This is a genomic window from Glutamicibacter sp. GQ173 (assembly GCF_059759215.1).
This window is the reverse complement of the sequence record NZ_JCAXDT010000006.1, coordinates 156,422-182,613: the sequence shown is the minus strand read 5'-3', so window position 1 is coordinate 182,613 and position 26,192 is coordinate 156,422. Positions and strand designations below refer to the sequence as shown.

Below are 26,192 nucleotides of genomic sequence, written 5' to 3'. Positions count from 1 at the left end.
CAATTTGCTAGTGGTTTCACAAAACAAACTCAGAAAATTCTAATATTTCCATTCACCCGCACCCGCTAAATTGCGCACGAAATCAAGGTCAAGAGGCAATCTTGACCTTGATTTCATTTTGTTGCATCAAACGCCAAAATGCGTGTTGGTGGATATCAAACCGATGAAGCCACCGACGATTCGAGGCCCTGCGCGTGCAGGACCAGCGACTTCACCGACTTTGCCGGCACAGCTCGGCCCGACTCCAAAAGGGCCGAGATCTCGGTTGACACCGAGACATCCGAGCAGAGGATCAATGGCATGTCCTGGGCAGATTCCGCCAGGCGCCCGTGTGTGCCCTTCACGCAGGAAGGATCCAGCGGAACAGTGCTCATGGCATACCGCAAGCCCGCTTTCTTCTTGAGCAGGTTTACTCCTGCCTTGGCCTTCGCCCAACGGTCAGCAGGGTCAAAGAACAGCTCAGCCGGGTCGTAGCCTGGCTTTCGATGGATATCCACCCCGCGGGCATATTCTGGCGCGCGCGAATCGTCCAGCCAGAAGTAGTAGGTGAACCACGCACCGGGTTCAGCCACGACAACCAGTTCCCCGGAGCGCTGGTGATCCAGCCCATACCGGGCCTGTGCCTCCCGATCAAGCACTTCGTCAACACCGTCCAAGGCACGCAATATAGCCGCCACTCGTCCGATGTCGGCCTCGTTCTTCACGTAAACATGGGCGACTTGATGATCCGCGACGGCGAATGCCCTTGAGGTCCAGGGGTCCAGCTGCTCGCGTCCGTCTTGAACGTAAACTTCGAGCAGGCCTTCGCGCCGAAGCTCTCGATTGATGTCCACCGGCGTATGCGCATCTTCGATGCCGTATTCAGCGACAACCATCACGGTGTAGCCATCTGCTTCGGCCTCATCAATCAATGGGGCCAATTCGGCATCCAGTTCGGCCGCCGCAGCGTCCGCTTTTGCCGAGCGAGGGCCGAAACGCTGCAGGTCATAATCCAGGTGCGGAAGGTAGGCAGTCACCAGGTGCGGTGCACGGGTACGAATAACATGCCTGGTTGAGTTGATGATCCATCGGCTGGAGGCTATGGACGCGGTCGGACCCCAATACTGGAACAGCGGGAATTCACCATGGGCACCGACCAATTCATCATGCAGCTCGGGTGGCCGCATGTATGCGTCAGGGGATTTGCGCCCGTCAGCATGATAGATAGGTCGCGGAGTCACCGTCAGGTCGGTGCTCATTCCCATCGCGTACCACCAGCAAATATTCGCCGAGGTGTACTCGGGTTTCTGCAGCCGGGCGGTCTCCCAAATGCTTTCTCCAGCCACCAGGCGATTGTGCTGGCGCCACAGGTGCACCTCCCCCAGTTCCCGGAAATACCAGCCGTTGCCAACAATTCCATGCTCGGCCGGAGACAGGCCGGTCAGCATGGTCGCCTGGGCCGAGCAGGTGACGGCAGGCAAAACGGTGCCCAGCTTTGCCGACCAGCCTTGGTTGGCCAATTTCGCAAGCCGCGGCATGCGCGCCAGCGCCCGGGAGGTCAATCCGACGACGTTAAGTAGCAGTACGGGTTTCACATTGCTCCTGTACAAAATTGGTAGGACGTACTTGATGCCATCAGGGGCACTCTTCAGCTCGCGTGCACCGGAGCCATCAGATTCTCTCCAGCCCATACCAGTTCGGCGGCGATTCCGTCGACGATGCCGACTTCCTCGGCATTGCCGTGCTGCGGAAGCACGCTCCAGGTATAGGTTTCGACATCCAAATGAATCTCGTCCGCATAGGGAAGCTTGCCCGCCTCGCTCACCGTCGCTTGCAATACATCGGTGGTCGTTTGCAAGGGAGCGGCTGGAACATGGTGCAAAGGAATATGGAAGTGCACCCGCCAAGGACCTGAACCAGGCAGTTCGGCGAGCGCGGTGTCCAGGTCATCGGCCGGAATTACTCCTGCAGCCGAGGATTCGCGCACCTGGTGCAGGTATTTCGGTTCAACAAAACTTTCCAGCGCGGCACGTGCGGCGCGGTCTTTCGGGTCGAGCACGTGCAGGGCTGCCGAGGCCTGGACCTTGACGACTCGCAAGCCCGCATTCTGGATCTGCGCGATGGCTCCGGCAGGATCAGCGAACGAGACAGCCAGGTGGCAGGTGTCAACGCAAACCCCGACAAACTCCGGATCGATGCCCCTTTCCAGCCGGGCACCGAGCCATTGGACAATGTCGCTAATGGTGTCGAGCACGCATCCCGGCTCTGGCTCGATGGCCACCCGCACAGTGCGGCCGGTACGTTCCTTGAGCTCGCGAAGCCCCTGGCTCAATTGCGCAAAAGCGTTGGTCGCTGCCTGGTCCTGGACTTCATCCCATGGGTCGCGCCAGGCCAGCGGAAGCGTGGAAATCGATCCGACTTCCCCTTCCGGCAGCAGATCCGCGAGGATCTGCGCGCAGCGCAGCGTATATTCCAAACGCGCTGGCTCGGCCCACGTAGGCAGATACACTGCATGCTTGACAACTTCATCGTGGAATCCGCCGTAGGGAAAAGCATTGATGGTGTGCAGCTGCAGACCCTCAGCCTCTAGCACTTCGCGCAGAGCCCGGCGGTCCTGCTCGCTAGCTGCCAATCTCGTGGCCAGCACGGAGGGGATCCACAGCCCAACGCCGAGGACCTGCAGTCCGGCTCGACGCCGGATATTGCCGGCGTAGTGGCGCAACTGGGTGATGACGCCTTCCAAATCCTCTGCGGGATGGACGTTGGTGCAGTAGGACAGTCTCATGAGACTCTCTCCCCTCGTAGTACGGAATTCCCCTCAAAGCCAGCAGCAGGGTCAGGGAAAGCACTGCTTTCGAATCCGGGAATAGGATCAAGGATCAATTGGCCGCTTTGCCCGTAGAACTCCACCGGATTGCGCCATAGGACCTGGTCCACATCGTCTTCGCTGAATCCAGCGGCCAGCATCGCTTCTGCTGTGCGCCTGGTCTTTAATGGATCAGACCGTCCCCAGTCGGCAGCCGAGTTCACCAGGATGCGCTCGGTTCCATAGCGCTGCAGCAAGTCGACCATGCGCCGTTCATCCATCTTTGTGTCCGGGTATATGGAGAAGCCCATCCAGGAACCAGCCTCCTTGACCATTTCGATATTGGTTTCGTTGAGGTGATCCACCAGCACGGTGCCGGCTGCGATCCCGGATTCGCGCACAACGTCCAGGGTGCGCCGGGTTCCGGCCAGCTTCTCGCGGTGCGGCGTGTGCACCAGGACCGGCAAGTCGTACTCGCGGGCCAATTGCAGCTGGGTCGCAAAGGCATGGTCCTCGGCTGGTGTCATGGAGTCGTAGCCGATTTCTCCGACCGCGACCACACCCTCCTTCACCAGGTAGCGAGGCAGCTCCTCAAGCACGGGTACGCAACGAGGGTCGTTGGCCTCCTTGGGATTCAAGGCAATCGTGGCATGATGCCGAATTCCGAATTGGGCGGCCCTGAACCGTTCCCACCCGAGCAATGAGTCAAAATAATCCAAGAACGACTCAACGCTGGTTCGCGGCTGCCCCAGCCAGAACGCCGGTTCAACCAGAGCACGCACCCCCGAAGCAAACATTGCTTCATAGTCATTGGTGGTGCGGCTGCTCATGTGGATATGAGGGTCAAAGATGCGCATGCTTATCCTTCTTAGGGTCGTGAGGTGTGGCTGACCAGGTCCTGAAGCAAGCCAACGTCTTTGGGAACAGGTCGGTGGGCGGCGCGGCGCTCTGCTGCGAAGTCCTCGGCCATTCGGGCTAGTTCAGCATCAGCACGGATTGACAGGTCGCTGACCGCGCTCAAGCTCACGCCCATGAAGATGAGCTTGAGCACCGCATGGCGCCAGGCGTGCTGGTCAAGATGCGATGCGGCAAACGGTCCAACAGCCGCGGCAACCAGCGAGGTCTCGTTGGTGCGCAACGCATCAGAGGTGAGTTCCAGCCCTGTGGCAATGATTCGGCCGTCCAGCTCGGGCAGCGATTGCGCAAGCAAATTGATGCCACGCAATACGCCCCTTCGTTCAGCCGAATCTCCGCGGTAGTACAAATCTCTAATTTCCTGGGCGAATGGCCCGGGCTCTTGAATTCGGGACAGTTCACGGATCAGCCGGGCACGGGCCGTGTCATCCGCAGTCCCGTATAGGACCCCAGCGGGGTCGGCCTGCGGGGAATTTGGCGCCCTGCCCACACGGCGTCCGGCACTGGCGAAAATCCGAGGCAATGCGCTGGCATTTTCGGCCACAGCCGATAGGCATTCGCGCAGCCAAGCTTCGATTGTCCTTTGCGCTTCCGAAGCAGTCCATGCCTCGCGCAGGGCGGCCATGCTGTCCAGGGCCAAAGCCGGCGCATCCCATGAATGGCGTGGCAATTCCACGGCAGCTACGCCCCGGTAATCCATATCGGCCAGGGTGTTCAGTGCCGCGGACAGGTCGACGATGCCCTGCCCAAAGGGAAGGTGCTCGTGGGCGTGCGCCATCATGTCATCTAGCTGTACATTGGCCAGCAATTCCCCTGCTTGGCGCAATGCTGCTTCCACCCCATGCGGCTCGACCACGACGCAGTGCCCAATATCCACGGTGACGCGCAATCCCTGCGGGTTCCCCAACTCCGTGCGCAGTCGCAACGCGTCGACCACGGTTTCCACGAGCATCCCCGGCTCAGGTTCGATGCTGAGCAGCACGCCGTTCGAAGCGGCATAGTCGACCAGCTGGCCAACGCGCGCAATCAAGCGCTGCCAGCCAAGTTGCGCCGATGTCCCCTCCGGCAGGATCCCCGAGAAAAAAGATACGCAGTCGGCGTCCAAAGCGGCCGCGATGCCAATGGCGCGGCGCAGGAATTCAAGCCGGACTTCGGCATGTTCTTCAACAAGCGCCGGGCGATGCTTGTGCCGGGCATCAAGCAGGAACCGGGTTCCTGTTTCGATGACGACTCGCATTTGGTGTTTCTCGAGCAGGCTGCGGATTTCTGCGACCTGATTTTGCACGTCCGGGGCAAACGGATCCAGATGCGGGTGCCCCAAAGTCAAGGCCACCGCGGTGTAGCCCTGCTCAGCCAGCAGCCGCACCGCCACTGGCAACGGATGATCCGCCCAGCCGTTGGTTCCGTAGCCGATTGCGAAAGGAAAGTCCTGGGCTGGTTGTTGTTCAGCTGCGCTCATGATTCGCTGATCCTCTTCACTCTGCTGCCCGAACGCAGCACCTTGCCGACTACGTCCAGGGAACCGATAATCGCTCCGGCGACTGGACTGCCATGGCTGAGCGCCAGCGCTGCCTGCAGCGGGATCATCGACCGGATGCCCGCTTTGGTGGCGTCCAAGGCGTTGCCCGCGCTCGGCTCGTGGATGGCACGCCATTGAGCTGAGCCGCAGCGGCTGGCATAGACCGCAATGGCTGCCGTGGTCGTGGCCAGGTGCCGAATCAGGATGCTGGCCTCGGAAGACGTTCTCCCCGGTTTCTGGGCCCCGGCGAGCGCTGCTCCAACTAGCACACCGGCTGACACTGCGACCGTGGTTGCTGTGGCGCCGGAGGCCACCGCGACGCTGGTGCCGCTGACTTCGCCGCGTGATAGAGCCGTGACGGCCACGGTATGTCCGCCCATGATCGCGGCCGCTGGCAATGCGGTGCGAACCCGATCCGATCCTGCCCCCATTAAGACGTCCAGTGCCCGGCACAGCCCCATGGACAAGGCTCCGGTCACCGGGTTCCGTTTAGCTACAAGGTCATAGGCCCAGATCGAGGCAGCCAAGGGCAGGCCGAGCGCTACCGCACTTCGCCCGCCGCCGAAAGCGCTCAGGCCCAGGCCGGCCGCGGTAAGTCCCGCAGCAGTGGCCAAGGCTGCGCCGGGTGCTACCCGCCCTGAGGGAATGGGCCGCTCTGGTCGTTCAACGGCATCAATGTCACGGTCGGCGTAGTCGTTGAGAGCCATCCCCGCTGCGTACAGGCAGGCACTGGCCAGGGGCAGTGCAATCCTTCGCCCAAACGGGGAGCGATTTGCCGCGGCACCGCCGGCGAGGGTATCCCCGATTACTGTTAATACGGCTGGAGCACGCAGCAATTCCAGGTAGTCATTTGTGCGGCTCATCGGGCTGCGGCACCCTGCGAAACTCGGCCTTCTGGCATGTGGGTCATGGCGGAAATCCGTGTACCTGCCTGCTGTGCCCAGTCCAAGAGAAGCCGGCTTTGCTCGGCAAAGGCATGCTCATCGCTGCCCCATGGATCCTTGAAGAAGAACCCTAGCTGGCCGACCTGCCCCTGTTCCCCAGCGGCATCGGCCAGGCCCATGAGCCTGGCGAGATCGAGGATCATCGGGGCTGCCAGCATTGAATCGTAAGCGCTCCACGTGGTCTGCAAGGTCAGACGGGATCCGAGGAATCCTTCCACATTAATGTAGTCCCAAGCGACTTTGGTTTCCCCGAGGTCCGGGACGTTGTCAATATGCAAAGGCGTAGTTGCGGCATTGGTTAGGGACTGGAGGCCACGGTTCTTGGATTGGAGCTTACCTGCCACTGCCTGCGGGTCAGCCAAAGTGGCGCCGTCTCCTCCTCCGAGCAAATTGGCACCAGCCCATGACAAGACCCGCAATCCGCGCGCGGCCAAGCCTGGCGCCAGTACCGAGCGCAGCCAGGTCTGCCCGGTTTTGCCATCCTGGCCCGCAGTTGGAATACCGCGCTCGGCGGCGAGCTGCGCCAGTGCCGGGATGTTCAGGGCAGGTGAGGGCGTGAAGCAGATATATGGCGCTTCGGCGAGAATCGCTGCATAGGCGCTGAGCGAGCTAGGGGGAAGGATCTCTTGTGCAGGGTCCTCAAGAGCCGCCATGAGCAGGTCCAGATCATCAAATTCGGGCAGGTGATCAATCGGTGCTTCCGTCGAGGACACATCGATCACAACTACCCGATCCAAGCCATGGCCATTCCGGAATTGGCGGATGTCTTCGGCAAGGCGGCGTGCTATCTCGGCCTGCGGTACACCCTCAGCGCCCGGAAAGTATCCGGGCCGGACCCGGGAATCGGCGTCTTCCAATTCGGCCTGAATGGCCTGAACCAAATGTTGCGGCAACATCCCGGTGCTGGCCAAGTGCTCTGCTCGCTTGGCTATCGAAACGTCACTAATATCATGACCTCCAATGACCAGGTCAGAGAATCTAGGTAGTGGAATAGTTGAAAATTCCTCCTGGCTGGTCACGCAGCCGACGGCCGGTGCCAGCCCAGCGCAGATCGCAGCGAGTCCGGTCGTGGCAGTGGTCGCCACGGATCCGCGGGCGCCGATGAGCCACAAGCCCACTCGGCCTACTTTGGATTCCCCTCGATCATGCTCTGGTGCGGCCATGGTTTCATCGAAAGTGCTGCCAGCTGGCATATCCACGTCATTGTCCTTTCAGCTGTGGTGTATCGAGCACACTTGCTCTGTAATGGTGCTCAAGCGCTATGTTGTTGGAATTCTGAATTCAGCAGGTGTAGCAACTGAGGAATTCGAAGCTGTCACGCGCGAATTCCGCAGTGGATGGCGCAAGATCGCGTTCCACAATGAAGTACTTGACCTGTTTTTGGGCGGCGTCGAGAATCGGTGTCCACTCAAGTTCCCCTTCGCCCAAGTCAGTTGGAATCGCTCGCTCGTCGCCATTGAGGAAACCGTCTTTGACGTGCAATAGTTCAACCCTTTCGCCGTAGTCGCTCAAAAGCTGAACAACGTCGACTCCCGCATCCGCGGCCCAGAGGACATCAAGTTCAAACGTCACGTATCCGGGGTCGGTGAACTCGGCTAGCAATGCCCACGCACTGGTGAGCTCCCCTGTCCGAGGATGCGGAAACTGGCGAGTGAATTCCCCTTGATGGTTATGGACAAAGATTTTTCCCGTACCGGAATTTTTGGACCTTTCGCCCAAACGATTGAGGGTTCTCGCAGTTTCGAGGGTGTCCCGGAGCGTAACTGTTCCAGGTGAGGCTGAGCCCCCTGACCCCGTGTACCGCTGCCCCACGGTTTTGGCGAAATCTATAGTCTCTGCGAAAGTTTTCTCGTCCGTGCTTCCATGAGCTGTTGGCGCATTTAGTCCGTGCCGTTCAAGAAGTTCGGAGAATTCCTTGGCTGTGCGGCCTTCGTAGGTTTCATCAAAGGGCTCGACGTTTTCATATCCAATGGCGGCCAGCTCGGCAAAGATCTTCTCAGTGCCGATGGCGTTCCCCCAGTTCGAATAGCTGAACATTTGGATCGAAATCTTATTTGCAGGTATGCCGCGCCCTTGGCAGTGATCGCTCCCTGCATTATCTGCAGCTCGATGGCGGCTCTCCAATTGGGTCGCACCATTTAGCGTGCCAGTCGCCAGCGTCAGCACAGCCACCGCACCCAGTGCGCGCAATGGCAACTGTTTCTTAGGTGTTGCCCGCGGGCGATTAGCCATGAGCTCCTCCTCGAGTGGTGGCGTGAAACGGCACTGGTCAGACGCGGGGTGCAATCGCCAACAAGACGAATGAGATGCCGGTCACATGAACCTAGCACGGCTAATGACGACATTCAACGGATCTATGAAATTCACCGATATATGTCAGTGGGAATGTGGCTCTCTTTTGTTGCCAGACGCGGTAGTTGAGTTAACTCTCAACATATTGATGAAATCAAAACCATTGCAGCAATGCACTCATCGTTGTTGATTCATCCAACAAAACGCTCGATGCGACACCCTTTCTCGGTGGTAACGCGTTCTGTCGATTTGTATGTTGTAATTAGTCGATGAATGACATAAGTAATTTCAGTGGCCTTAGCGGCTCCGGCGCCAGCGAACTTTTCCAAATCCTTCGAGACGGACGACCGCGAACCCGCACCGAATTAGCCGACCTCATGGGCCTGGCTCGCTCAACCGTCACGTTGCGCATCGAAGCGCTAATGGACCTGGGGCTCGTTGGGTACGTCGATGACGCCATTTCCACCGGCGGTCGGCCTTCAACCCGCATTGCCCTCAAGGCCGGGAGCAAGGTCGTCCTTGGAATCGATATCGGAGCTTCTCACGTTCGAGTTGCCCTGACCGATCTGCTGGGGCACCGCCTGAAAGAGAACAGTCAGAGTATCGAAGTTTCCAAAGGGCCAGATGTCGTCTTGGAGTGTGCGGTCAACCTGGGCAAGGAGCTCCTCGAGTCAACCAATCATTCCCTGACCGATTTGCTATCGGTGGGAGTTGGCGTGCCCGGACCCGTCGAGCATCGCACCGGTCGCCCATTCAACCCACCCATCATGCCTGGCTGGAACGGGTTTGACGTCCCCGGGCTTCTAAAAGATCACTTCAACGTTCCCGTTCTCGTGGATAACGATGTAAATATCATGGCCCTCGGTGAACGCAACGCCGCTTGGCCAGATGTGGACAACATGTTGTTCGTAAAAATCGCCACAGGCATTGGCTCAGGGATCATTTCAAACGGAAGACTGCAGCGCGGCGCAGACGGCGTCGCCGGGGATATCGGGCACATAAGAGTTCACAATGGCACCGGCACCCCTTGCCATTGCGGGAATCTGGACTGCCTGGAGGCAGTTGCCTCCGGTCCTGCAGTCGCCAAAAAGTTGCGCGCCCTTGGACACGAAGCCAACAGCAGCGAGGACGTTATTGCCTTGGTCAGTTCCGGCAATGCGGAAGCCGTACACGCTGTCCGACAAGCAGGTCGAGACGTTGGCGAAGTCCTCTCTGCCTGCGTGAGCCTCATAAACCCCTCAGTCATCGTGATCGGAGGCTCCATGACCCTGACCGGTGAGCACTTCATTGCAGGCATCCGCGAAGTCGTGTACTCCCGCGCCATACCCGTCGCAACCCAGCACCTGCGAATCGTCCAGTCCGGATCAGGACTGGATGCCGGAGTGCTTGGCGCAAGCATGCTCGCCATCCACCACGCCATGTCGCCAAAGCATATCGATGCGTTGGTCAATGGTCTTAAGAGCGACTAAAGATGTCGCTTCGTCGACCTTTTGTCGATTTCCGACAACTTTTGCTTGACAGACAACAAAGTCCGAAAATAGTGTTGTGTGCGTCACATAACCAAAGCGCTGATGCTTCATGCATCTAGCGTTTGTCGCACGCTAGAAAGGCATCACTATGTGCTTCGGATTCAATGCTCCAGCCGCCCTTAAACGCTCGTTGGAGCAAAAAGAAGTCGGCCGACGAGGCTTCCTCAGTGGTGCTGCCGCTCTGGGCGCCACCATCGGACTGGCCGGAATGGGCGTTGCCCCAGCCATGGCGGCTCCAGCCGGCGTCCGCCCGGTGCCCCCGGGACTGATCAGCATCCAGCTATACACCCTTCGCTCGATCATGAACGGTGACGGAGTGGACCAAACTCTGGCCGCGCTGGCCAACTACGGTTACAGCAAAGTGGAACTGGCCGGCTTCTACGGACGCACCGCCGAGCAGCTGCGTGCAACCCTCGATTCATTCGGCATCACCCCTTCCTCCAGCCACTCCGGACTCAGCGATTCACCTGAGGGCTTGGAAACCAAGCTGGCCGACGCAGTCACGCTGGGCCAGACCCACATCAACGTGCCTTACCTCGTCTCCAGCAACGGTGACGACTGGCGCCGCTGGGCTGACCAGATGAACGAAGAAGCAGTAGCAGCCAACGCTGCGGGTCTGAAGTACGGCTACCACAATCACGCCCACGAGTTCACTACTGATCTGGGCAACGGCGAAACCCCGTGGGACATTTTCACCAGCCGTTTAGATCCAAGTCTCGTCCATCTCGAAGTTGACCTGTACTGGGCCGTCACCGGCGGTGTGGGTATTGGCGCCGCGGATCCAATCCAGTTCGCCATCGACACCATCCAGCAGGCACCGCAGAAGACCCTGCAGTACCATGTCAAGGACCGCGACGCAGCTGGCGACTTCGCCGACCTCGGTACCGGAGCCATCGATTTCTCGCGCATCTTCGCAGCCCACCGCCCGAAGGAATTCATCGTCGAGAATGACCGTCCGGACGTCACACCGCTGCAGACTGCAGAGGTAGGCTTCAACTACTTGCGCAAGCTGCGTTTCTAGCCCGAGCTGAGCGGGCGGTACAACGCAGCAAAGCTTCAAGAGAGAGAAGTGCCGTGGCCAGGCACCAAATGGTGTCTGGCCACGGCACTTCTATTTCAACTCTCGCCCTGATCCACTTTCAAGGCGCGAATCAACGCGTTCTACTTGCTGACTTTTTCGTCCTGAAGCCAGTAGCCGATTGCGGTGCGCATGGATTTGCGAGCGCGAGCCTTATCGCCACAGGCCTCATAGGCCAAGGCCAGTCGGTACCAGGACTTCCAAGATTCTGGATTCTCTTCCACGTCGCGCTGGTGATGAGGAAAATCCTCATCAGCGGCTGCACGAACGAATCGACCCGAAGGCGTGCGAGGCAGATCCAGCGGGAGCTCGCCCGATGCAGCCAAGGACTTGCCCATCTTCTCCGTGCGAAGCCCGAAGAGCACTTCTCGAATCAAGATCCACGTGCAGAATGCTGGAATCACCAGGATGGCCACGCCCATGATCTGGGCGATCAGCGTGCCGGTGCTCATGAAGCGCACTGCCTGGGTGAATGTCATCCCAATGTACAGGGCAAAGAGCAGAAGGATTCCGGCAACCCAAAGTTTGGTCTTCACTGGCCAAGCTCCAGGTAGCCATCCAGGCCATAGGTCAGGCCCGGACGTGATGCCACGGTGCGCAAGCCCAGCAAAACGCCTGGCATGAACGAAGCACGGTCAAATGAATCATGGCGCAAGGTGAACTGCTCGCCGGGGCCGCCCAAGAGAACTTCTTGATGAGCCACGAGCCCGCGAAGACGCACCGAGTGAACGTGGATTCCGTCAACCACGGAACCCCGTGCCCCTTCCAGCTGGGTTTCCGTCGCGTCGGGGCTGGCTGGCACGCCAGCAGCCTCGCGGGACTTGGCAACCAGTTCTGCGGTGCGCACGGCAGTGCCGCTCGGAGCATCGACCTTGTTAGGGTGGTGCAATTCGATAATTTCCACTGATTCAAAGTACTTTGCAGCAGTTGCCGCGAACGCGCTGGCCAAGACCGATCCCAAGGCGAAGTTGGGAGCAATCAAGACGCCAGCTTCAGGGTGATTGTCCAGAAGCGAGACAAGTTCGGCACGGCGATCATCGTCCCAGCCCGTCGTTCCCACCACTGCGTGAAGACCGTTTTCCACTGCAAACCGGACGTTGGCTTCCGTGGCTGCCGGAACCGAAAGGTCAACCACGTGGGTTGCTCCTGCTTCGAGAATCTGGGCAAGGTCGTCGCCTCGACCCAAGCTGGCCACCAATTCCATATCGGAAGCTTCGGAAACAGCTCTAACCGCTTCGGCTCCCATCCGTCCGGCCGCGCCGAGCACGGCTACCTTGATCTGTGCACTCATGGAGTTAAGCCTATCGTTCCGACGGGCCCCGACTTGCCAACGATGACGTGAAATCCGACCTGTTTGACCAGAGGGTCCGGCCGGTGGTGAATGAATTATTTTGAATAGGTCATTGCGCTACGGCCAGTCCAGCTTGTATTGCCTTGCGACACGGGGAAAAATAAGTCCCAGGAGTCTCCAAATAGATAGCAGGGCCATGGGTCAGAAAATTGGGCGTTTTAGTCTGGGCATCAGTGTCATGCTGGCCGTCAGTTTTGCAGTCACGTCTTGTGGTTCGCAGACCGAACCCATTTCCTTGCCAGACCAGGAATTAGCAGACGTTGTTAATGCCGTTCAAGAAGACGGCACCGTAATTGACTCTGCTTCTTGCCAGGTAGAGGTCTTCCGGATCGATGGCTCAACTACATATGGCTGGGCCACCTGCGCTCCCTCAAGTGAAACCGCTTCGGATGCTGGTGCCCAGGTAGATGCCTTCCCATTCCGCCTTGACGGCCAAGACCTGCGCCGTCCGGATGAAGGCAAAAACTACCAGAAGGATATTGACGAACTCTTCCCCGAAGATTTGCGCTCAGCTATCAGCCAGCACACCACGGGGATGGCCAAGTAACACCCTGTCATCGGCGGCCCTGCCATTTTCCAAGCTGGGCGCCACAATACCTATCGTTTTTAAGCGCACGTTTGGCGCAAGGAAAGGCCACCGTGCGCCACGAATATTTCGGGCAATTGCCTGAATCGCTAAAAACCCGCCTGTCTGTCCGCGTGGCTGGGCACGGACCAGATGTCGTTCTCATTCACGGGTTGGGCGCTTCCAGCCGCTACTTCACTCCCCTGGCCAACATCCTGGCCAAAAAGTATCGCGTCATCGTTCCGGAGCTCCCCGGACACGGCAAGAACCTGGATGATGGTCGTCCGGTAACAGTGCCGCGCTTTGCCCACGAGATCGCGCTGGCCTTGCGCGAGTTAAAGGTGGAGAACGCCATCGTGCTGGGTCATTCCATGGGTGCCCAGGTATCCATCGAGCTCGCACGCACGTGGCCGTCTCTGGTCAAACGCCTCATCATTGCCGCGCCGGCTGTTAATGACCGCGAGGCGACGCTGTTTCGCCAGGCGCGTCGGCTGATTCAGGACTTTCCCCATGAACTGAATTCTGTCAAAGCCATCCTGATGGTCGATTACCTCCGCTGTGGAATCCCGTGGTGGGCCAAAAGCTGCGAGCAAATGCTGGATTACTCCACCGTCGATTTGCTCAAAACCGTCCGTTGCCCCGTTGATGTTGTCTGCGGAACGCGTGACCCGCTCTCCCCTCCTGAATTCGGCCTTCGCCTGATCGCAGGCATTGATCACGCGAAGCTCACGATCATGCAGCAAGGAGCCCACGGCTTCAATTTCTCCCATGCTCCGGAGCTGGCGGCATTGATTGATGCCGCCAGATAAACGGCGAGGATCCTTAAACTGAAAACCGTTGCATCCCTTCATGGAATGCCACGCTTTTCCGATGCTGGCTTAAAGTCCCAGCGCTGCTTCGTTTTCGAACGGCCCGACCACGGTAATGACCCGATCTTGGGCCGCCAATTCCTGGGCAAGTTCTTGAACCTGCTTGATGGTCACAGCGTTGACTCGGTCAAGGGCTTCATCGATGTCCTGGAACTCCCCAGTCACCATTTCTGCCCGTCCAAGCCGCGACATGCGGCTTCCTGGATCTTCGAGGGCTAGCACGGTGCCTCCGGCCAGCTGCCCCTTGGCCTGGGCGAGTTCCTGCTCTGTAATGCCGTGGCTTGCAAGCCGGTCAAGCTCGGCACCGAGCAAGGCAATGACCTCGGCCGCCTTGGAAGGCGCGCAGCCTGCATACATGCCGAAGTAGCCAGCATCGGTATAGGCTGCGGAGAACGAATACGTGGAGTAAACCAATCCGCGCTTCTCCCGGATTTCCTGGAATAGGCGTGAGCTCATCCCGCCACCGAGTACGGCATTGAGCACGGCCAGCACCTGGCGGCGGTCATCATGTCCGGTGATGCCAACGCAACCCATGATGATATTCGCCTGCTCAACCGGGCGATTGATAACTTCGATGCCCGCCTTGGACGAAATCTGGGCCGGTTCTCCTCCACGACGCGGCTGCGGCACCGCTAGCGGATCAAGATCCCATCCTGCCTCGGCTAGCGCATTAAGAACCATCGAGCACAGCTGGTCATGTTCCAGTGAACCTGCAGCGGTAATGATCAGTTCGCTGGGGCGGTAGTGGGCGCGATAGTGTTCCATCACCGCTTCGCGGCTGATCTTGTTAATCTCTTCCGGGGTGCCGCCGATTGGGCGTCCCAGCGGGTGGTCACCCAGTACCCGGGCGACAAAACGCTCGTGGGCCACGTCCGTGGCATCGTCAGCGTCCATCGCGAGTTCTTCGATGATCACGCCGCGTTCCTGCTCCAGCTCCTGCGGGTCGATGACCGCAGATGTCACCATATCGGCGATGACGTCCAACGCCATCGGCAAGTCGGTATCAAGCACGCGGGCGTAATAGCAGGTCGATTCCTTGGCGGTAGCCGCATTCGACTCGCCACCCACCGCGTCAAAGGACTGCGCAATTTCCAAGGCCGAACGCTTCTTGGTTCCCTTGAACAACAAGTGCTCGAGGAAGTGGGTGGAGCCGTAGTGGCCGGCTTCCTCATCGCGGGAACCTACTGGAACCCAAAAACCGACGGTCGTGGAGCGCTGTCCTGGCATTGCCTCGGTCAGGACGCGGACGCCCCCCGGCAGGATGCTGCGCCGGACTTCAGAGCCGCCTTCGCCGCGGTGGACCAGAGTGGGGTCCGCCGGATCGATCGGAGAGAACTGTGTCGTCTCCACCGAATGTAACGGCAATGGAATCATGGCCACGAAATACGTCCTTAGTTCTTCGGGGTTGAGCCGCTGTCGGGCTCGGAACATTGTCCTCATTCTCCCACAGAACCATTGCCGCAAGGCAACAGTCCAGTTTGTCGAAGAGGTTGAAATCTCGGGTCAATATGCGCCTGGCGAATTGCGGTTCAAGGCTTTTCGTGCCACCCAGAATTCAGCCAAATCCTAGCTCGATTTGAAGTTTCTGCCCGACAGCTGTTCGATCCGGCCGATTCGATAGCCAAGACTTTGCCGTTGGATGCCTAGCCGGGCCGACGCGGCGTTCCAGTTGCGGTTCTCGTCCAGATAAGCGCAGAGCGTATCGATGAGCGTCTGCTTGGAGGCACCCGCCTGTTGAAGGGGGCCGAGAACGCGTTAGACAATCTCCTTGGCTTGGCTCTCCGAGCGCGGGACGATGGCGTCATAGCCGACAACGCCATTATTAGTTCCGCCCCGCTTCAAGGGCCAAATGTGCCCGTCGGACCGCACCGAGCACCTTTAAGGCGGGCAATGGTTTGAAGCTTGAGGGACCGTTGTGGCCACAGTCAGCCAACGGTGATCAAAGTTCTAGGATTCATCGAGGTATCCGCGTTTTGCGGCATCAGCGCACACCGGGGTTGCGCGTTCGGAATCTACCGATGAACATGCCAAGTAGACGGAATTTGCTGCTTCTTCGAGGCTCAGTTCCTCGTATCCCACCGAACCCGGGTTGTACGAAACCGCTGTGCTCCATTCGTCCAGATCCTTGCAATCTTTCAGGCCCTTGGTTTCGGCCTCCTGGATTTTGGATTCCGAAGCATCAGGGTCCGCCCAAGCTTCGTTTTGCTGTTGGATGGCCTTTTGGCAAGCGTCGCCAATCGTGGTTGTCCGCGCTGAGTCCAGATCAGCACATCCGCTGGTTGAACAAACAATGAAAGCTAGAACGGCGGCGGTGGAAATGGCTTTGCGCATATCAACCATGCTACCTAGGCCAGATATGGTTTTGCTGAGACCACCATTATTGCTTCGGCAGCTTGTGCTTAATACGCAAAAAACCTCGCGCTTCGGTTTTGAAGCGCGAGGTCTCTTGTACCCGTTGGTTATTTAGGCGAGCTTGGAACGCTTAAAAGCGTCAAGGCTAATTCCCTGTTCCAAGATCACCTTGGCCCACTCGCGGGCCGAGTGCAGCGAGTGGTCACGGTAGTTGCCACAGCTCTTTGCCTCGGTGCCTGGGACGTCCTCCCAGGTAATGCGCTCGGCAATGTCCTCCAGGGAGCTTTTCACTGCAGCGGCAACCTCCGCAGGCTCTGGCTCGCCCCACAAAATCATGTGGAAGCCGGTGCGGCAGCCAAATGGCGAGAAATCAATCAGGCCGTCAATACGGGTGCGCAACAGGCCAGCCATCGTGTGCTCGATGGTGTGCAAACCAGCGGTTGGGATTTCGCCATGGTTAGGCTGCACAAAACGAATGTCGTAGTTGGTGATGGCATCGCCCTTCGGACCACGCTCCACGCCAATCTTGCGTACATAAGGTGCCTTGACCTTGGTGTGGTCTAAGGCAAAGCTTTCAACTTCTGCAAGTTCGATATCACTCATGAATTAAGTGTATCGGTTGGGTCAACGGCGACTCGACGACTGTTAATGAGCCGTAACCGGTAGACTTCTTAGGACGTTCGGGCTCAGTAGACTTCCCGAACTGACTTCTTTAGAGGGGAAATTCATGTCGGAACAGAAGTCTTTGCTCGTCTTTGCGCACGCAGACGAAGCGGTTGCCTTCGCAGATGTCGAGCACCTGGTTTCAGGGGTCGGCAAGATCAATGCATCGGTGGCTTTGGCAGGCGCGATTGCCGACGGAAATATCAAGAATGTAATCGTGCTCGGCACTGCTGGCGTGGTCGGCCACGCAGGTGAAGACCGCCCCAGCTTGGACACCATTTACCAGGTCACCAAGTTGATCCAGCACGATTTCCCGTTGCCATCTCCCGACGTGGATCCGACTGGCGAGGTCCTGCTTGATGATTACCAGGTCACCATGGCCACTGGCGATGTCTTCGTTTCGGATGACCAGCAGCGCGCCCACGTGCTGGGCCTCGGAGCATCATTGGTGGATATGGAAGGCTACGCCTACGCCAGCGTTTGCCAGCGCTTTAATGTGCCATTGCAGATCTTCAAGATCCCTTCTGACTATGCCGATGATTCGGCTTCCATCGATGAGTGGGACGAAATTGCCAAGCAGAAGAGCGTTCAGTTGCGCGAGTTCTACGACAAGCACCTGGTCTGAGAAAACCAACAGCTGACCCGCTGCTGAAGCAGCCTGCCAACGCCTGACCGTTAACCGGTCGGGCGTTTGGTTTTCCTCCAGCAGTTCTGCCCTCCGCGACCGGCGAGCGGAGCACTGCACCCTGATTACCTGAACATCTGGCTACTATGGGGCACGTCACCATACGACACTCGCAACCGTTGTATATCCCTAGTCAATGATGATGTGAGGTAGCAGAAAACATGAGTGTGCCTACAACCAAACGTGGCGGTACCGTCGCTTCCCGGGCAATGCGCCCGGTCAATAATCTCGTCGAAAAATTCATTCCGTCGGCATTGGTCTTCGCCATCGTGCTGACCTTCATCGTGGCGATTCTCGCGCTGCTGGCCACGGACTCCAATCCGGTGCTCATCGTGCAAAGCTGGGGTGATGGGCTGGCCGGGCTGCTGGGCTTCATCACCCAGATGGCCTTGGTTTTGATGCTTGGATTCATCCTTGCTAATACTCGCCCGGTGCGCAAAATGCTCCGTGCCCTGAGCAGGGTTCCCAAGAGCGCCCTATCCAGTTACGTCTTCGTTTTCCTGGTAGCGGCCATTGCCTCGTTGATCACGTGGGGACTTGGTCTCGTGGTGGGAGGACTGCTGGCCCGCGAAGTCGCAGCCCAGGCTCGTGAACGCAATGTGCGAGTCCACTTCCCGCTGCTCGTCGCCTCCGGATTCGCCGGGTTTGTCATTTGGCACATGGGCTATTCCGGCTCTGGGCCGCTCACTGCTGCAACGCCGGACTCGTTTATCGCCAAGCAGCTCGGTGCACCGCTGCCAATCTCCGAAACGCTCTTCGCCCCGTGGAACCTCATCGCGATCGTGGCAACCATCGTGTTGGTGGGTTTGGCCTTGTACCTCGCTGCGCCACGAGGCGAAGACAAGATCTACGAGCTGCGAACCGATGCGCGAGAAAAACTGCTGGACATCGATGATGAAGTAAGCACCCCAGCCGATCGTGTGGATGCCAGCCGCCTCCCAACGCTGCTGCTGGGGCTGATGCTGCTGGCATATCTGGTCATCCATTTTGCCAAGGGCGGCACGCTCACCTTGGATATCGTGAATTGGTCCTTCCTCTGCCTGATCCTGCTCTTGGTGCGCAGTCCCTTCGAATTGATGGCCCTGACAAGGCATTCAGCATCCAATGTTGGCGAGATTCTCCTGCAATTCCCGCTCTACGCGGGAATTCTCGGCTTCATGACGGGAACCGGCCTCATTGAGGTGATCTCGGAAGCCATGATCGCAGTGTCGACCCCGCAAACATTTGGCCTTCTGGCCTTCTTGTCGGCCGGAGTGGTCAACTTCTTCGTTCCTTCCGGGGGCGGTCAGTTCGCGGTGCAGGCGCCGATCATGCTTACCGCCGCCGCGCAGCTGGGTGTTGATCCATCAATTCCCATCATGGCAGTCGCCTACGGGGATCAGTGGACGAACATGATCCAGCCGTTCTGGGCTTTGCCATTGCTGGCCATTGCGGGGTTGAAGATGCGCGACATCCTTGGCTACACCACCATGGTGCTGATCGCTTCAGGCATTGTTTTTGCCGCCACCATGGTTTTTGCGTCCCTGTAGGTTTGCACCGCCGAGTTTCTGGGTAGAAAAAACCCCGGTTCATCAATCGATGAACCGGGGTTTTCCGCAGGAATCTAAAGACTACTCAGCAGCAACTGCTTCTTCGGCTTCTTCTTCCACGACTGGTGCCAGCGACAGCTTGCCGCGGTCATCAATCTTGGTGATCTCCACCTGCAGCTTCTGGCCAACGCCGACGACGTCTTCAACGTCTTCAACGCGCTTGCCATCGTTGATCTTGCGCAGCTCGGAGATGTGCAGCAGACCGTCCTTGCCAGGGGTCAGCGAAACGAACGCACCGAAGGTGGTCAGCTTCACGACGGTACCCAGGTAACGCTCGCCGACCTCAGGAACCTGAGGGTTGGCGATGGCGTTGATGGCCGAACGGGCAGCTTCAGCGGACTCGCCGTTGGTTGCGCCGATCAGCACGGTGCCGTCATCCTCGATCGAGATGTCAGCGCCGGTGTCTTCCTGGATCTGGTTGATCATCTTGCCCTTAGGGCCGATGACCTCGCCGATCTTATCCACTGGAATCTTCACGGAGATGATTCGCGGAGCGTTGACGTTCAGCTCATCCGGGGTGTCGATGGCCTGGTTCAGCACGTTCAGGATGTGCAGACGTGCTTCGCGAGCCTGGGTCAGCGCAGCGGCCAGAACCGAAGCTGGAATGCCATCCAGCTTGGTGTCCAGCTGGATCGCGGTAACGAACTCGGAGGTACCTGCAACCTTGAAGTCCATGTCGCCCATGGCATCTTCGGCGCCGAGGATATCGGTCAGGGCAGCGTAACGGGTTTCGCCGTCAACGGTGTCCGAAACCAGGCCCATGGCGATACCTGCAACGGCAGCCTTCAGTGGCACGCCGGCGTTCAGCAGCGACAGGGTCGAAGCGCAAACCGAGCCCATGGAGGTCGAGCCGTTGGAGCCCAATGCCTCGGAGACCTGGCGGATTGCGTATGGGAATTCCTCGCGGCTTGGCAGCACTGGGACCAGTGCGCGCTCGGCCAGTGCGCCGTGGCCGATTTCGCGGCGCTTAGGCGAACCAACACGGCCGGTTTCACCGGTCGAGTATGGAGGGAAGTTGTAGTTGTGCATGTAGCGCTTGGACTTCACTGGGGACAGCGAGTCGATCTGCTGCTCCATCTTCAGCATGTTCAAGGTGGTGACGCCCATGATCTGGGTTTCGCCACGCTCGAAGATGGCCGAACCGTGAACGCGAGGCAGAACCTCGACCTCGGCGGAGAGCTGGCGGATGTCAGCCAGTCCACGTCCGTCGATGCGGACCTGGTCGGTCAGGATGCGCTGGCGCACGATGTGCTTGGTAACAGCGCCGAAAGCCTTGGAGATTTCACCCTCGCGGCCTTCGAAGGCGTTGCCTTCGCCAGCCAGCGAAGCAAGGACCTCGTCCTTGTAGGCGCCGGCAGCGTTGTCGCGCTCCTGCTTGTCAGCGATGGTGTAGATCTCTGCCAGGCGGGTCGAAGCAGCAGCCTCGACAGCGGCGAAGGCATCTTCTTCGTAATCGCGGAAGACTGGGAACTCAACGGTTTCCTTGGCAGCGCGGGAAGCCAGGTCAGCCTGGGCCTCGCACAGGACCTTGATGAATGGCTTGGCAGCCTCAAGGCCTTCTGCAACAACCTCTTCGGTTGGTGCCTGGGCGCCGCGTTCCTTGATCAGTTCCCAAGCGTTGTCGGTAGCTTCAGCTTCCACCATCATGATGGCAACGTCGTCGCCAGCGATGCGGCCGGCAACAACCATGTTGAAGACAGCGTTCTTCAGCTCGGAGTGGCGTGGGAAGGCAACCCACTGCGCGCCGTTTCCGTCGTCAACCAGTGCAACGCGAACGCCGCCGATTGGGCCGGAGAATGGCAGGCCCGAAAGCTGGGTGGACATCGAGGAAGCGTTGATTGCTACGACGTCGTACAGCTCATCTGGCTCGATGGACAGGACGGTGACGACAACCTGGACCTCGTTGCGCAGGCCCTTGACGAAGGCTGGGCGCAGCGGGCGGTCCATCAAGCGGCAAGCCAGGATGGCTTCGGTCGACGGGCGGCCTTCGCGGCGGAAGAAGCTGCCCGGGATGCGGCCGGCTGCGTACATGCGCTCTTCGACGTCCACGGTCAGTGGGAAGAAGTCGAAGCCCTCGCGCGGGTGCTTGCCTGCGGTGGTTGCCGAGAGCAGTGCGGTTTCGTCGTCGATGTAGACCATGGCCGAGCCAGCAGCCTGCTTGGCAAGGCGGCCGGTTTCGAAGCGGATGGTGCGGGTGCCGTAGCGACCGTTGTCGATCTGCGCTTCGGCGAATTGGATTTCTGGACCCTCCATTAAGGGGGTGCTCCTTTCGATCGCTCCCAGCTAGGTGGATGAGCGAACCGCGTGGCCCTACCCAGATCTGGTCTTCGATCGAGACCCGCGCTGGAACCCTGAATGGTCCTAGCGAAAGCCACTACCGAGGACCGCGAAACTGGCGGTCGGGACCAACGGTCAGTCAGCCCTGGGAGTTATTTTCATTCGGGACCGGCATAGAACATGCAGGCCCAGGTACTAGCCTACCGGGAATTGGCCAAAGGTGCAGATCCCGACTGGGCGGCGCTTGGCTGTGTCCTTCGGAATCTGCTGTTTTCACCGCTGCGCATCAAGTGCCCAAGACCCGCCAGCAGCGGGCCTGCGCCTAGGCTTTTGCCGTTGGTTCGGTGCTGGTTGTCAGCGCCCAGCTGGAGAGCATCTTGAGTCCTTCTTCACTCGGGCTTCCTGGATGGGCAACATAGATGCTCATTTCGTGGCTAGCCCGCGGCACCTGGGTAATGTCGAAGGAACGATAGGCCAGATCCAGCCGTCCGACCACAGGATGCTGAATTCGCTTGGTGCCTTCATGGGTGAATCTGATGTTGTGGGTGGCCCACAGGGTACGAAAGTCTTCGCTGAGCGTGGAGAGCTCCCCGATCAGATCATGCAGCGCCTTGTCATTCGGTTCCCGCCCTGCCTCTGCGCGCAAGAGTGCCGCGGTAGCCGCCGCTCCGCCTTCCCAGTCATGGAAGAAGTCCTTGGCTGCCGGATCTAAAAAGTGGAAGCGCGCAAAATTCGCGTACCCATTGGCAACCGTGGTCGCGCTATTGAACATTGGCGCATGCAGTGCCCGGCCCAGCTCGTTTGACGCAACCACATCAAGGCGTCCATTGCGCACAAATCCGGCCGAGAGCGTCGCCGAATCCAAGAACCATTGAACCGGCTCTGCAATGGGTCCCGTTTTCTTCCGCCGTGCCGGCTTTCGTGCACTGCCTTTAGCCGCGTGCGCCAGTTCGAAGAGATAGATGCGTTCTTCTTCATTCAGCTGAAGCGCAGAGGCCACTGCTGTCAGGACATCTTCCGAGACACCGGCGATATTGCCCTTTTCCAACCTGGCGTACCATTCGGGGCTGACCCCTGCGAGCACAGCCACTTCTTCCCGGCGCAGTCCCGGCACTCTTCTGCGGTTGCCGGCCGGCAATCCGACTTCCTCCGGACGCAGCCTCGCGCGGCGGCTGGTCAAGAAATCTTTAATATTGCTGCGCTGGGCATCGGGTTCGGTCATGCTTCCACGGTAAACGACGTTCACGGTTTTTCGGGGGTACAGATAATACCCCTATAAGCTCGCCCTTCTTAGTAGCTGGCAACCACGATGTAATTGAATTACATCCACGGCGAGTCCAGAGAACAGGAACTTGATGAACGTCGACGAACGTCGTCCTTCGGTGCCAACCGGCACCAGTACGCGAGGCACCACTGGGCGGCCGATCCCGCTGGTGGTCTATATCCTTGCTGTTGGCACTTTTACGATGCTCACTACCGAGTTCATCGTTGCTGGAATCCTGACGCAGCTTGCGGCGGATTTGGAAGTCAGCGTTTCGCAGGCTGGCCTGCTGATCACCGTATTTGCCGCGGGCATGGTTATTGGCGCTCCGCTAATGGCGCTGCTCACCTTGCGGCTGCCCCAACGCCTGACGCTCATCTTGGCATTGGCTGTTTTTGCTGCCGGGCACGTCGTCGTTGCTTTGGGCACGAGCCTTCAGCTGTTGCTCGTGGCACGTTTCGCCACGGCTCTTGCCACGGGAGCTTTCTGGGCCATCGCAGGAGTCGTCGCTGCCAAAAGCGCAGGCCCCGGAATGGCTTCGCGAGCCTTGGGGATCATCAATGCTGGTGGCATGCTGGCCACGGTTCTGGGGGTGCCTTTGGGTGCCTTTGCTTCCCAATACTTTGGATGGCGCGGATCGTTCTGGGGCTTGGCGGGACTCGCGGTCATCTCGGCATTCCTTATTGCCCGGCATGTGCCTGGCAATTTGGCACCGCATTCCGCCGTATCAATACGGAAAGAAATTTCCGCGCTTCGTTCTGCGCGATTGTGGCTAGTCTTGGCCGCCTGCGCCACCACAACCGGCGGTGTATTAGCTGCCTATTCCTATATTTCTCCGTTGCTCATTGACGGCACAGGATTCAGCGCGCCAGCCATTCCGCTGGTGCTGATCGGATTTGGCGTCGGTTCCCTGATTGGTTCCCTGGTTGGCGGCAGGCTAGGAGATGCGCACCCGCATCTGCTCACCTTGATTGCCCCCGCTGCTTCAACGGTGATCCTGCTGGCCATGTGCCTGCTCTCGGATCTGCAGTTGCCGATGATCATCTTGATTGCGCTGCTGGGGTTCTTCGGGCTCGGCGCCAACCCGATTCTTGCGTCCTTGGCCATTGCCTATGGCAAGAATGCTCCAACACTGGCATCTTCACTAACTGTCGCCGGCTTCAATGCTGGCACAGTGGTTGCCTCATGGGCTGGTGGCAAGGCTTTGGAATCGTCATTGGGCAGCATTGGTCCAGTCCTGCTCGGAGCCAGCGTCGCAATACTGACCTTGATCCCAGTGATCGCCCTGTCCGTTATTGCTAAACGCGGCGCCCGCCAAGATTTGCTGCCAGCATCCGGCAGTTAATCTGCCAGCTGCCAGCCCGCTGAAAATAAAAGGCAAAAATCTCGTCCAGATGGGATTATTTGCTGATCGACCGCTGTTGTCGCTAGAGGGAATAAGTCATATTTCTCCCGCTGGACGTCAGATCCCACAAGACCAGCCAGCGGCAATGCGCGAAAATCTGGATTCGCCAGCAACTGAATACCTCCGCGAGCCGACCTCGGTGAACGGTAACAAGTAAACAGAAAAACAAAGGAAGAACACTCCTATGACAACTATGGCCAACGCCTATGCAGCCCCATCAGCAACCGAGCCACTGGCTCCGATCCAGATCGAACGTCGCGAAGTCGGCCCGCACGATGTCTTGATTGACATCAAGTTCGCGGGCATCTGCCACTCCGACATCCACACCGTCCGCGGCGACTGGGGACCACAGTCATACCCGCTGGCTCCAGGCCATGAAATTGCCGGCATCGTTGCGGAAGTTGGTTCCGAAGTCACCAAGCACAAGGTCGGCGACCGCGTCGGCGTGGGCTGCATGGTCAATTCCTGCGGCAAGTGCGAGCAGTGCCTCGAGGGCCTGGAACAGTTCTGTGTTGAGGGCATGGTCGGCACCTACGGCGCCATCGACCGCGACGGCACCGTAACCCAGGGCGGCTACACTACCAACGTGGTTGTGACCGAGGATTTCGTGTTGAGCATCCCGGACAGCCTAGACCTTGACGTTGCCGCTCCCCTGCTCTGCGCCGGAATCACCACCTACTCGCCATTGCAGCACTGGGGTGCAGGTCCAGGCAAGAAGGTGGCCGTGATCGGCCTGGGCGGCTTGGGCCACATGGCAGTGAAGATTGCCAACGCGATGGGTGCCGATGTGACTGTCCTGTCGCAGTCGCTAAAGAAGAAGGATGATGGACTCAAGCTTGGTGCCAGCGACTACCGCGCCACCAGCGATGAGAGCACTTTCAAGGATCTGCACAAGAAGTTCGATCTGATCATCAACACGGTCAGCGCGTCCATCGATATCAGTGCCTTCCTGCAACTGCTGCGCGTTGACGGCACCTTGGTCAACGTTGGCGCACCAGCCGAGCCGCTTCCGGTCAACGCTTTTGCCCTGATTGGTGGCCGTCGCTCCTTCGCTGGCTCCAATATTGGCGGAATCAAAGAAACCCAGGACATGCTGGACTTCTGTGGCGAGCACGGCCTAGGTGCAGAAATTGAGGTCATCTCCGCAGATCAGATCAACGAGGCCTACGAGCGAGTCCTGAAGTCGGATGTTCGCTACCGCTTCGTCATCGATACCGCGACGATGGCCTAAGCTTCAATGCGCTAGCGGCGTCCGATTCATCAGTTGATATGTTGGTGTTTCGGATGCCGTTCGCTTATCCAATAATCCTTTTTCGCCGGAAAGTTTCCACGTGGCTGAACCGAATTTTGCAGAACATTCATGGGACTACTTGGAACGCGGAAGCGTCCTGGTTGTGACACTCAGCGGACCGGCCAATGTGCGGTTGATGGATCCGGAGAATTTCGCTGCGTTTGAAGATGGTGAAAAATACGAATTCCACGGTGGAATCGCTCGCCGGGCACCCTATCGGCTCAAGGTTCCCCATTCCGGTCCTTGGTTTCTAGCCATTGATCTTGATGGCTTGCCTGGCCGAGGCGTGCGCCATGAAGTCAGCATCCTTCCACCGCAGAAACTCGAAGAACGCAGAGCCTAGGGACCGGCTCCGAGATCCAGGGAAGAACGCAGTTGGGCAACGGCTTCGCTTCGGTCATCGAGCCAGCACAGCGTCTGGGCGGCCAAGGTTTCCAAGGCGGCACGAACTGCAAAGATATCCCTGATCTCTATTATTTCCAGGCTGCGTACGGCCAGCCTGCCTCGCGGGCCAGGTGCAACCAGGCCCTCCTGCAGCAGCTGGCGCAAGGCTTCGCGCGAGGTGCCACGGGAAATGTTCAGCGATTCGGACAGCTCGGTTTACACCAAGTGCTTTCCTGGTTGCAGTTGACCGGTTGTGATGGCTCGGCGCAAATCGGTGAGGGTCTGTTCCCTCAGGCTCGTTTTTGCAAGCCCCACCAAAGCCATTGGTTCAGCGGCCATGGTTCCACCCTCCAATGATCCATGCCGACAAGCCGCCTGCCCATGAATAGCCTCGGCAACAGGGGAGGCCCCTAGTACTTTTGCCTCTCGGTCATCTCC

24 protein-coding genes and 1 pseudogene are annotated in these 26,192 nt (G+C 58.8%); 9 read left to right on the top strand and 16 right to left on the bottom strand.

What is annotated here, in order from left to right; genetic code table 11:
- Positions 1 to 155: 155 nt before the first annotated feature.
- The 7 genes from AC6CHO_RS11485 to AC6CHO_RS11455 form a co-directional block, all read right to left on the bottom strand.
- The gene (locus tag AC6CHO_RS11485; protein ID WP_444660408.1) at positions 156 to 1,574 is read right to left on the bottom strand and encodes an alkaline phosphatase family protein; all 1,419 of its coding nucleotides are present in this window, start codon (positions 1,572 to 1,574) and stop codon (positions 156 to 158) included.
- A 53-nt stretch (positions 1,575 to 1,627) separates the two neighbouring features.
- On the bottom strand, positions 1,628 to 2,764 hold the full coding sequence (eboE, locus tag AC6CHO_RS11480; protein WP_498215102.1) for a metabolite traffic protein EboE: 1,137 nt from the start codon (positions 2,762 to 2,764) through the stop codon (positions 1,628 to 1,630).
- On the bottom strand, positions 2,761 to 3,642 hold the full coding sequence (locus tag AC6CHO_RS11475; RefSeq protein ID WP_146278040.1) for a TatD family hydrolase: 882 nt from the start codon (positions 3,640 to 3,642) through the stop codon (positions 2,761 to 2,763). Before AC6CHO_RS11475 ends, eboE begins: the two co-directional genes overlap by 4 nt.
- Positions 3,643 to 3,653: 11 nt before the next feature.
- Complete coding sequence (locus AC6CHO_RS11470) at positions 3,654 to 5,159, bottom strand: EboA domain-containing protein (RefSeq protein WP_498215101.1); 1,506 nt, start codon at positions 5,157 to 5,159, stop codon at positions 3,654 to 3,656.
- Positions 5,156 to 6,082 (bottom strand): SCO3242 family prenyltransferase, encoded by a 927-nt coding sequence (locus tag AC6CHO_RS11465; protein WP_498215100.1) that lies wholly within the window; start codon positions 6,080 to 6,082, stop codon positions 5,156 to 5,158. The genes AC6CHO_RS11470 and AC6CHO_RS11465 overlap by 4 nt, the downstream gene beginning before the upstream one ends.
- Positions 6,079 to 7,356 carry an inositol-3-phosphate synthase gene (locus AC6CHO_RS11460; protein WP_498215164.1) on the bottom strand — a complete coding sequence of 426 codons (1,278 nt, stop codon included), beginning with the start codon at positions 7,354 to 7,356 and terminating at the stop codon, positions 6,079 to 6,081. The genes AC6CHO_RS11465 and AC6CHO_RS11460 overlap by 4 nt, the downstream gene beginning before the upstream one ends.
- Positions 7,357 to 7,444: 88 nt before the next feature.
- A complete protein-coding gene (locus AC6CHO_RS11455) occupies positions 7,445 to 8,395 on the bottom strand; it encodes a sugar phosphate isomerase/epimerase family protein (RefSeq protein ID WP_498215099.1) in 951 nt (316 codons plus the stop codon).
- Between the two features lie 329 nt (positions 8,396 to 8,724).
- Here AC6CHO_RS11455 and AC6CHO_RS11450 point away from each other — a divergent pair, with 329 nt between their 5' ends.
- Both AC6CHO_RS11450 and AC6CHO_RS11445 read left to right on the top strand, forming a co-directional pair.
- Entirely contained in the window at positions 8,725 to 9,924 is a 1,200-nt protein-coding gene (locus tag AC6CHO_RS11450) for an ROK family transcriptional regulator (protein ID WP_444660413.1), read from the top strand.
- Between the two features lie 148 nt (positions 9,925 to 10,072).
- Positions 10,073 to 11,005, top strand: a complete 933-nt coding sequence (locus AC6CHO_RS11445) for a sugar phosphate isomerase/epimerase family protein (RefSeq protein ID WP_498215098.1) — start codon at positions 10,073 to 10,075, stop codon at positions 11,003 to 11,005.
- 140 nt (positions 11,006 to 11,145) lie between these two features.
- On the opposite strand, the gene AC6CHO_RS11440 is transcribed toward AC6CHO_RS11445, so the two are convergent.
- Positions 11,146 to 11,598 (bottom strand): tetratricopeptide repeat protein, encoded by a 453-nt coding sequence (locus tag AC6CHO_RS11440; protein ID WP_060701099.1) that lies wholly within the window; start codon positions 11,596 to 11,598, stop codon positions 11,146 to 11,148.
- Positions 11,595 to 12,353: a 4-hydroxy-tetrahydrodipicolinate reductase gene (dapB, locus tag AC6CHO_RS11435; protein ID WP_498215097.1), complete on the bottom strand. Its 759-nt coding sequence runs from the start codon at positions 12,351 to 12,353 to the stop codon at positions 11,595 to 11,597. The genes AC6CHO_RS11440 and dapB overlap by 4 nt, the downstream gene beginning before the upstream one ends.
- Before the next feature lie 196 nt (positions 12,354 to 12,549).
- On the opposite strand from dapB, the gene AC6CHO_RS11430 reads away from it, so the two are divergent.
- Both AC6CHO_RS11430 and AC6CHO_RS11425 read left to right on the top strand, forming a co-directional pair.
- The gene (locus AC6CHO_RS11430; protein WP_347039634.1) at positions 12,550 to 12,960 is read left to right on the top strand and encodes a hypothetical protein; all 411 of its coding nucleotides are present in this window, start codon (positions 12,550 to 12,552) and stop codon (positions 12,958 to 12,960) included.
- 92 nt (positions 12,961 to 13,052) lie between these two features.
- Positions 13,053 to 13,787, top strand: coding sequence for an alpha/beta fold hydrolase (locus tag AC6CHO_RS11425; protein ID WP_498215096.1), 735 nt, complete (start codon positions 13,053 to 13,055; stop codon positions 13,785 to 13,787).
- A gap of 69 nt (positions 13,788 to 13,856) precedes the next feature.
- On the opposite strand, the gene AC6CHO_RS11420 is transcribed toward AC6CHO_RS11425, so the two are convergent.
- The 4 genes from AC6CHO_RS11420 to AC6CHO_RS11405 form a co-directional block, all read right to left on the bottom strand.
- Positions 13,857 to 15,227, bottom strand: a complete 1,371-nt coding sequence (locus AC6CHO_RS11420; RefSeq protein WP_498215163.1) for a M16 family metallopeptidase — start codon at positions 15,225 to 15,227, stop codon at positions 13,857 to 13,859.
- 186 nt (positions 15,228 to 15,413) lie between these two features.
- Entirely contained in the window at positions 15,414 to 15,554 is a 141-nt protein-coding gene (locus tag AC6CHO_RS11415) for a helix-turn-helix domain-containing protein (protein WP_498215162.1), read from the bottom strand.
- A gap of 240 nt (positions 15,555 to 15,794) precedes the next feature.
- Positions 15,795 to 16,178 (bottom strand): hypothetical protein, encoded by a 384-nt coding sequence (locus tag AC6CHO_RS11410; RefSeq protein WP_206693457.1) that lies wholly within the window; start codon positions 16,176 to 16,178, stop codon positions 15,795 to 15,797.
- Positions 16,179 to 16,310: 132 nt separating this feature from the next.
- On the bottom strand, positions 16,311 to 16,802 hold the full coding sequence (locus AC6CHO_RS11405; protein ID WP_022875897.1) for an S-ribosylhomocysteine lyase: 492 nt from the start codon (positions 16,800 to 16,802) through the stop codon (positions 16,311 to 16,313).
- A gap of 124 nt (positions 16,803 to 16,926) precedes the next feature.
- Here AC6CHO_RS11405 and AC6CHO_RS11400 point away from each other — a divergent pair, with 124 nt between their 5' ends.
- Positions 16,927 to 17,487 (top strand): phosphorylase family protein, encoded by a 561-nt coding sequence (locus AC6CHO_RS11400; RefSeq protein WP_498215095.1) that lies wholly within the window; start codon positions 16,927 to 16,929, stop codon positions 17,485 to 17,487.
- A 221-nt stretch (positions 17,488 to 17,708) separates the two neighbouring features.
- A complete protein-coding gene (locus AC6CHO_RS11395; protein WP_498215094.1) occupies positions 17,709 to 19,076 on the top strand; it encodes a short-chain fatty acid transporter in 1,368 nt (455 codons plus the stop codon).
- Between the two features lie 81 nt (positions 19,077 to 19,157).
- On the opposite strand, the gene AC6CHO_RS11390 is transcribed toward AC6CHO_RS11395, so the two are convergent.
- Both AC6CHO_RS11390 and AC6CHO_RS11385 read right to left on the bottom strand, forming a co-directional pair.
- Positions 19,158 to 21,389, bottom strand: a complete 2,232-nt coding sequence (locus AC6CHO_RS11390) for a polyribonucleotide nucleotidyltransferase (RefSeq protein ID WP_146278028.1) — start codon at positions 21,387 to 21,389, stop codon at positions 19,158 to 19,160.
- Positions 21,390 to 21,735: 346 nt separating this feature from the next.
- Positions 21,736 to 22,635: a helix-turn-helix transcriptional regulator gene (locus AC6CHO_RS11385; RefSeq protein ID WP_498215093.1), complete on the bottom strand. Its 900-nt coding sequence runs from the start codon at positions 22,633 to 22,635 to the stop codon at positions 21,736 to 21,738.
- A gap of 133 nt (positions 22,636 to 22,768) precedes the next feature.
- Between AC6CHO_RS11385 and AC6CHO_RS11380 the strand changes: the two genes are divergently transcribed.
- From AC6CHO_RS11380 to AC6CHO_RS11370, 3 genes are all read left to right on the top strand, one after another.
- Positions 22,769 to 24,019 carry an MFS transporter gene (locus AC6CHO_RS11380; RefSeq protein WP_498215092.1) on the top strand — a complete coding sequence of 417 codons (1,251 nt, stop codon included), beginning with the start codon at positions 22,769 to 22,771 and terminating at the stop codon, positions 24,017 to 24,019.
- Positions 24,020 to 24,263: 244 nt separating this feature from the next.
- Positions 24,264 to 25,310, top strand: coding sequence for an NAD(P)-dependent alcohol dehydrogenase (locus AC6CHO_RS11375; RefSeq protein WP_498215091.1), 1,047 nt, complete (start codon positions 24,264 to 24,266; stop codon positions 25,308 to 25,310).
- A 100-nt stretch (positions 25,311 to 25,410) separates the two neighbouring features.
- Entirely contained in the window at positions 25,411 to 25,713 is a 303-nt protein-coding gene (locus AC6CHO_RS11370; RefSeq protein ID WP_498215090.1) for a DUF1883 domain-containing protein, read from the top strand.
- A gap of 14 nt (positions 25,714 to 25,727) precedes the next feature.
- On the opposite strand, the pseudogene AC6CHO_RS11365 reads toward AC6CHO_RS11370, so the two are convergent.
- Positions 25,728 to 26,093, bottom strand: a pseudogene (locus AC6CHO_RS11365) (GntR family transcriptional regulator); the annotation flags it as partial.
- Positions 26,094 to 26,192 lie beyond the last annotated feature (99 nt).

What these genes read in the sequence shown, in the direction of transcription:
- AC6CHO_RS11410 (WP_206693457.1), bottom strand. Translation starts at nt 16,178, where the DNA reads ATGCGCAAAGCCATTTCCACCGCCGCCGTTCTAGCTTTCATTGTTTGT.
- AC6CHO_RS11385 (WP_498215093.1), bottom strand. Translation starts at nt 22,635, where the DNA reads ATGACCGAACCCGATGCCCAGCGCAGCAATATTAAAGATTTCTTGACC.
- AC6CHO_RS11455 (WP_498215099.1), bottom strand. Translation starts at nt 8,395, where the DNA reads ATGGCTAATCGCCCGCGGGCAACACCTAAGAAACAGTTGCCATTGCGC.
- AC6CHO_RS11390 (WP_146278028.1), bottom strand. Translation starts at nt 21,389, where the DNA reads ATGGAGGGTCCAGAAATCCAATTCGCCGAAGCGCAGATCGACAACGGT.
- dapB (WP_498215097.1), bottom strand. Translation starts at nt 12,353, where the DNA reads ATGAGTGCACAGATCAAGGTAGCCGTGCTCGGCGCGGCCGGACGGATG.
- AC6CHO_RS11405 (WP_022875897.1), bottom strand. Translation starts at nt 16,802, where the DNA reads ATGAGTGATATCGAACTTGCAGAAGTTGAAAGCTTTGCCTTAGACCAC.
- AC6CHO_RS11430 (WP_347039634.1), top strand. Translation starts at nt 12,550, where the DNA reads ATGGGTCAGAAAATTGGGCGTTTTAGTCTGGGCATCAGTGTCATGCTG.
- AC6CHO_RS11460 (WP_498215164.1), bottom strand. Translation starts at nt 7,356, where the DNA reads ATGCCAGCTGGCAGCACTTTCGATGAAACCATGGCCGCACCAGAGCAT.
- AC6CHO_RS11445 (WP_498215098.1), top strand. Translation starts at nt 10,073, where the DNA reads ATGTGCTTCGGATTCAATGCTCCAGCCGCCCTTAAACGCTCGTTGGAG.
- AC6CHO_RS11380 (WP_498215092.1), top strand. Translation starts at nt 22,769, where the DNA reads ATGAACGTCGACGAACGTCGTCCTTCGGTGCCAACCGGCACCAGTACG.
- AC6CHO_RS11450 (WP_444660413.1), top strand. Translation starts at nt 8,725, where the DNA reads ATGAATGACATAAGTAATTTCAGTGGCCTTAGCGGCTCCGGCGCCAGC.
- AC6CHO_RS11400 (WP_498215095.1), top strand. Translation starts at nt 16,927, where the DNA reads ATGTCGGAACAGAAGTCTTTGCTCGTCTTTGCGCACGCAGACGAAGCG.
- AC6CHO_RS11395 (WP_498215094.1), top strand. Translation starts at nt 17,709, where the DNA reads ATGAGTGTGCCTACAACCAAACGTGGCGGTACCGTCGCTTCCCGGGCA.
- AC6CHO_RS11475 (WP_146278040.1), bottom strand. Translation starts at nt 3,642, where the DNA reads ATGCGCATCTTTGACCCTCATATCCACATGAGCAGCCGCACCACCAAT.
- eboE (WP_498215102.1), bottom strand. Translation starts at nt 2,764, where the DNA reads ATGAGACTGTCCTACTGCACCAACGTCCATCCCGCAGAGGATTTGGAA.
- AC6CHO_RS11465 (WP_498215100.1), bottom strand. Translation starts at nt 6,082, where the DNA reads ATGAGCCGCACAAATGACTACCTGGAATTGCTGCGTGCTCCAGCCGTA.
- AC6CHO_RS11375 (WP_498215091.1), top strand. Translation starts at nt 24,264, where the DNA reads ATGACAACTATGGCCAACGCCTATGCAGCCCCATCAGCAACCGAGCCA.
- AC6CHO_RS11470 (WP_498215101.1), bottom strand. Translation starts at nt 5,159, where the DNA reads ATGAGCGCAGCTGAACAACAACCAGCCCAGGACTTTCCTTTCGCAATC.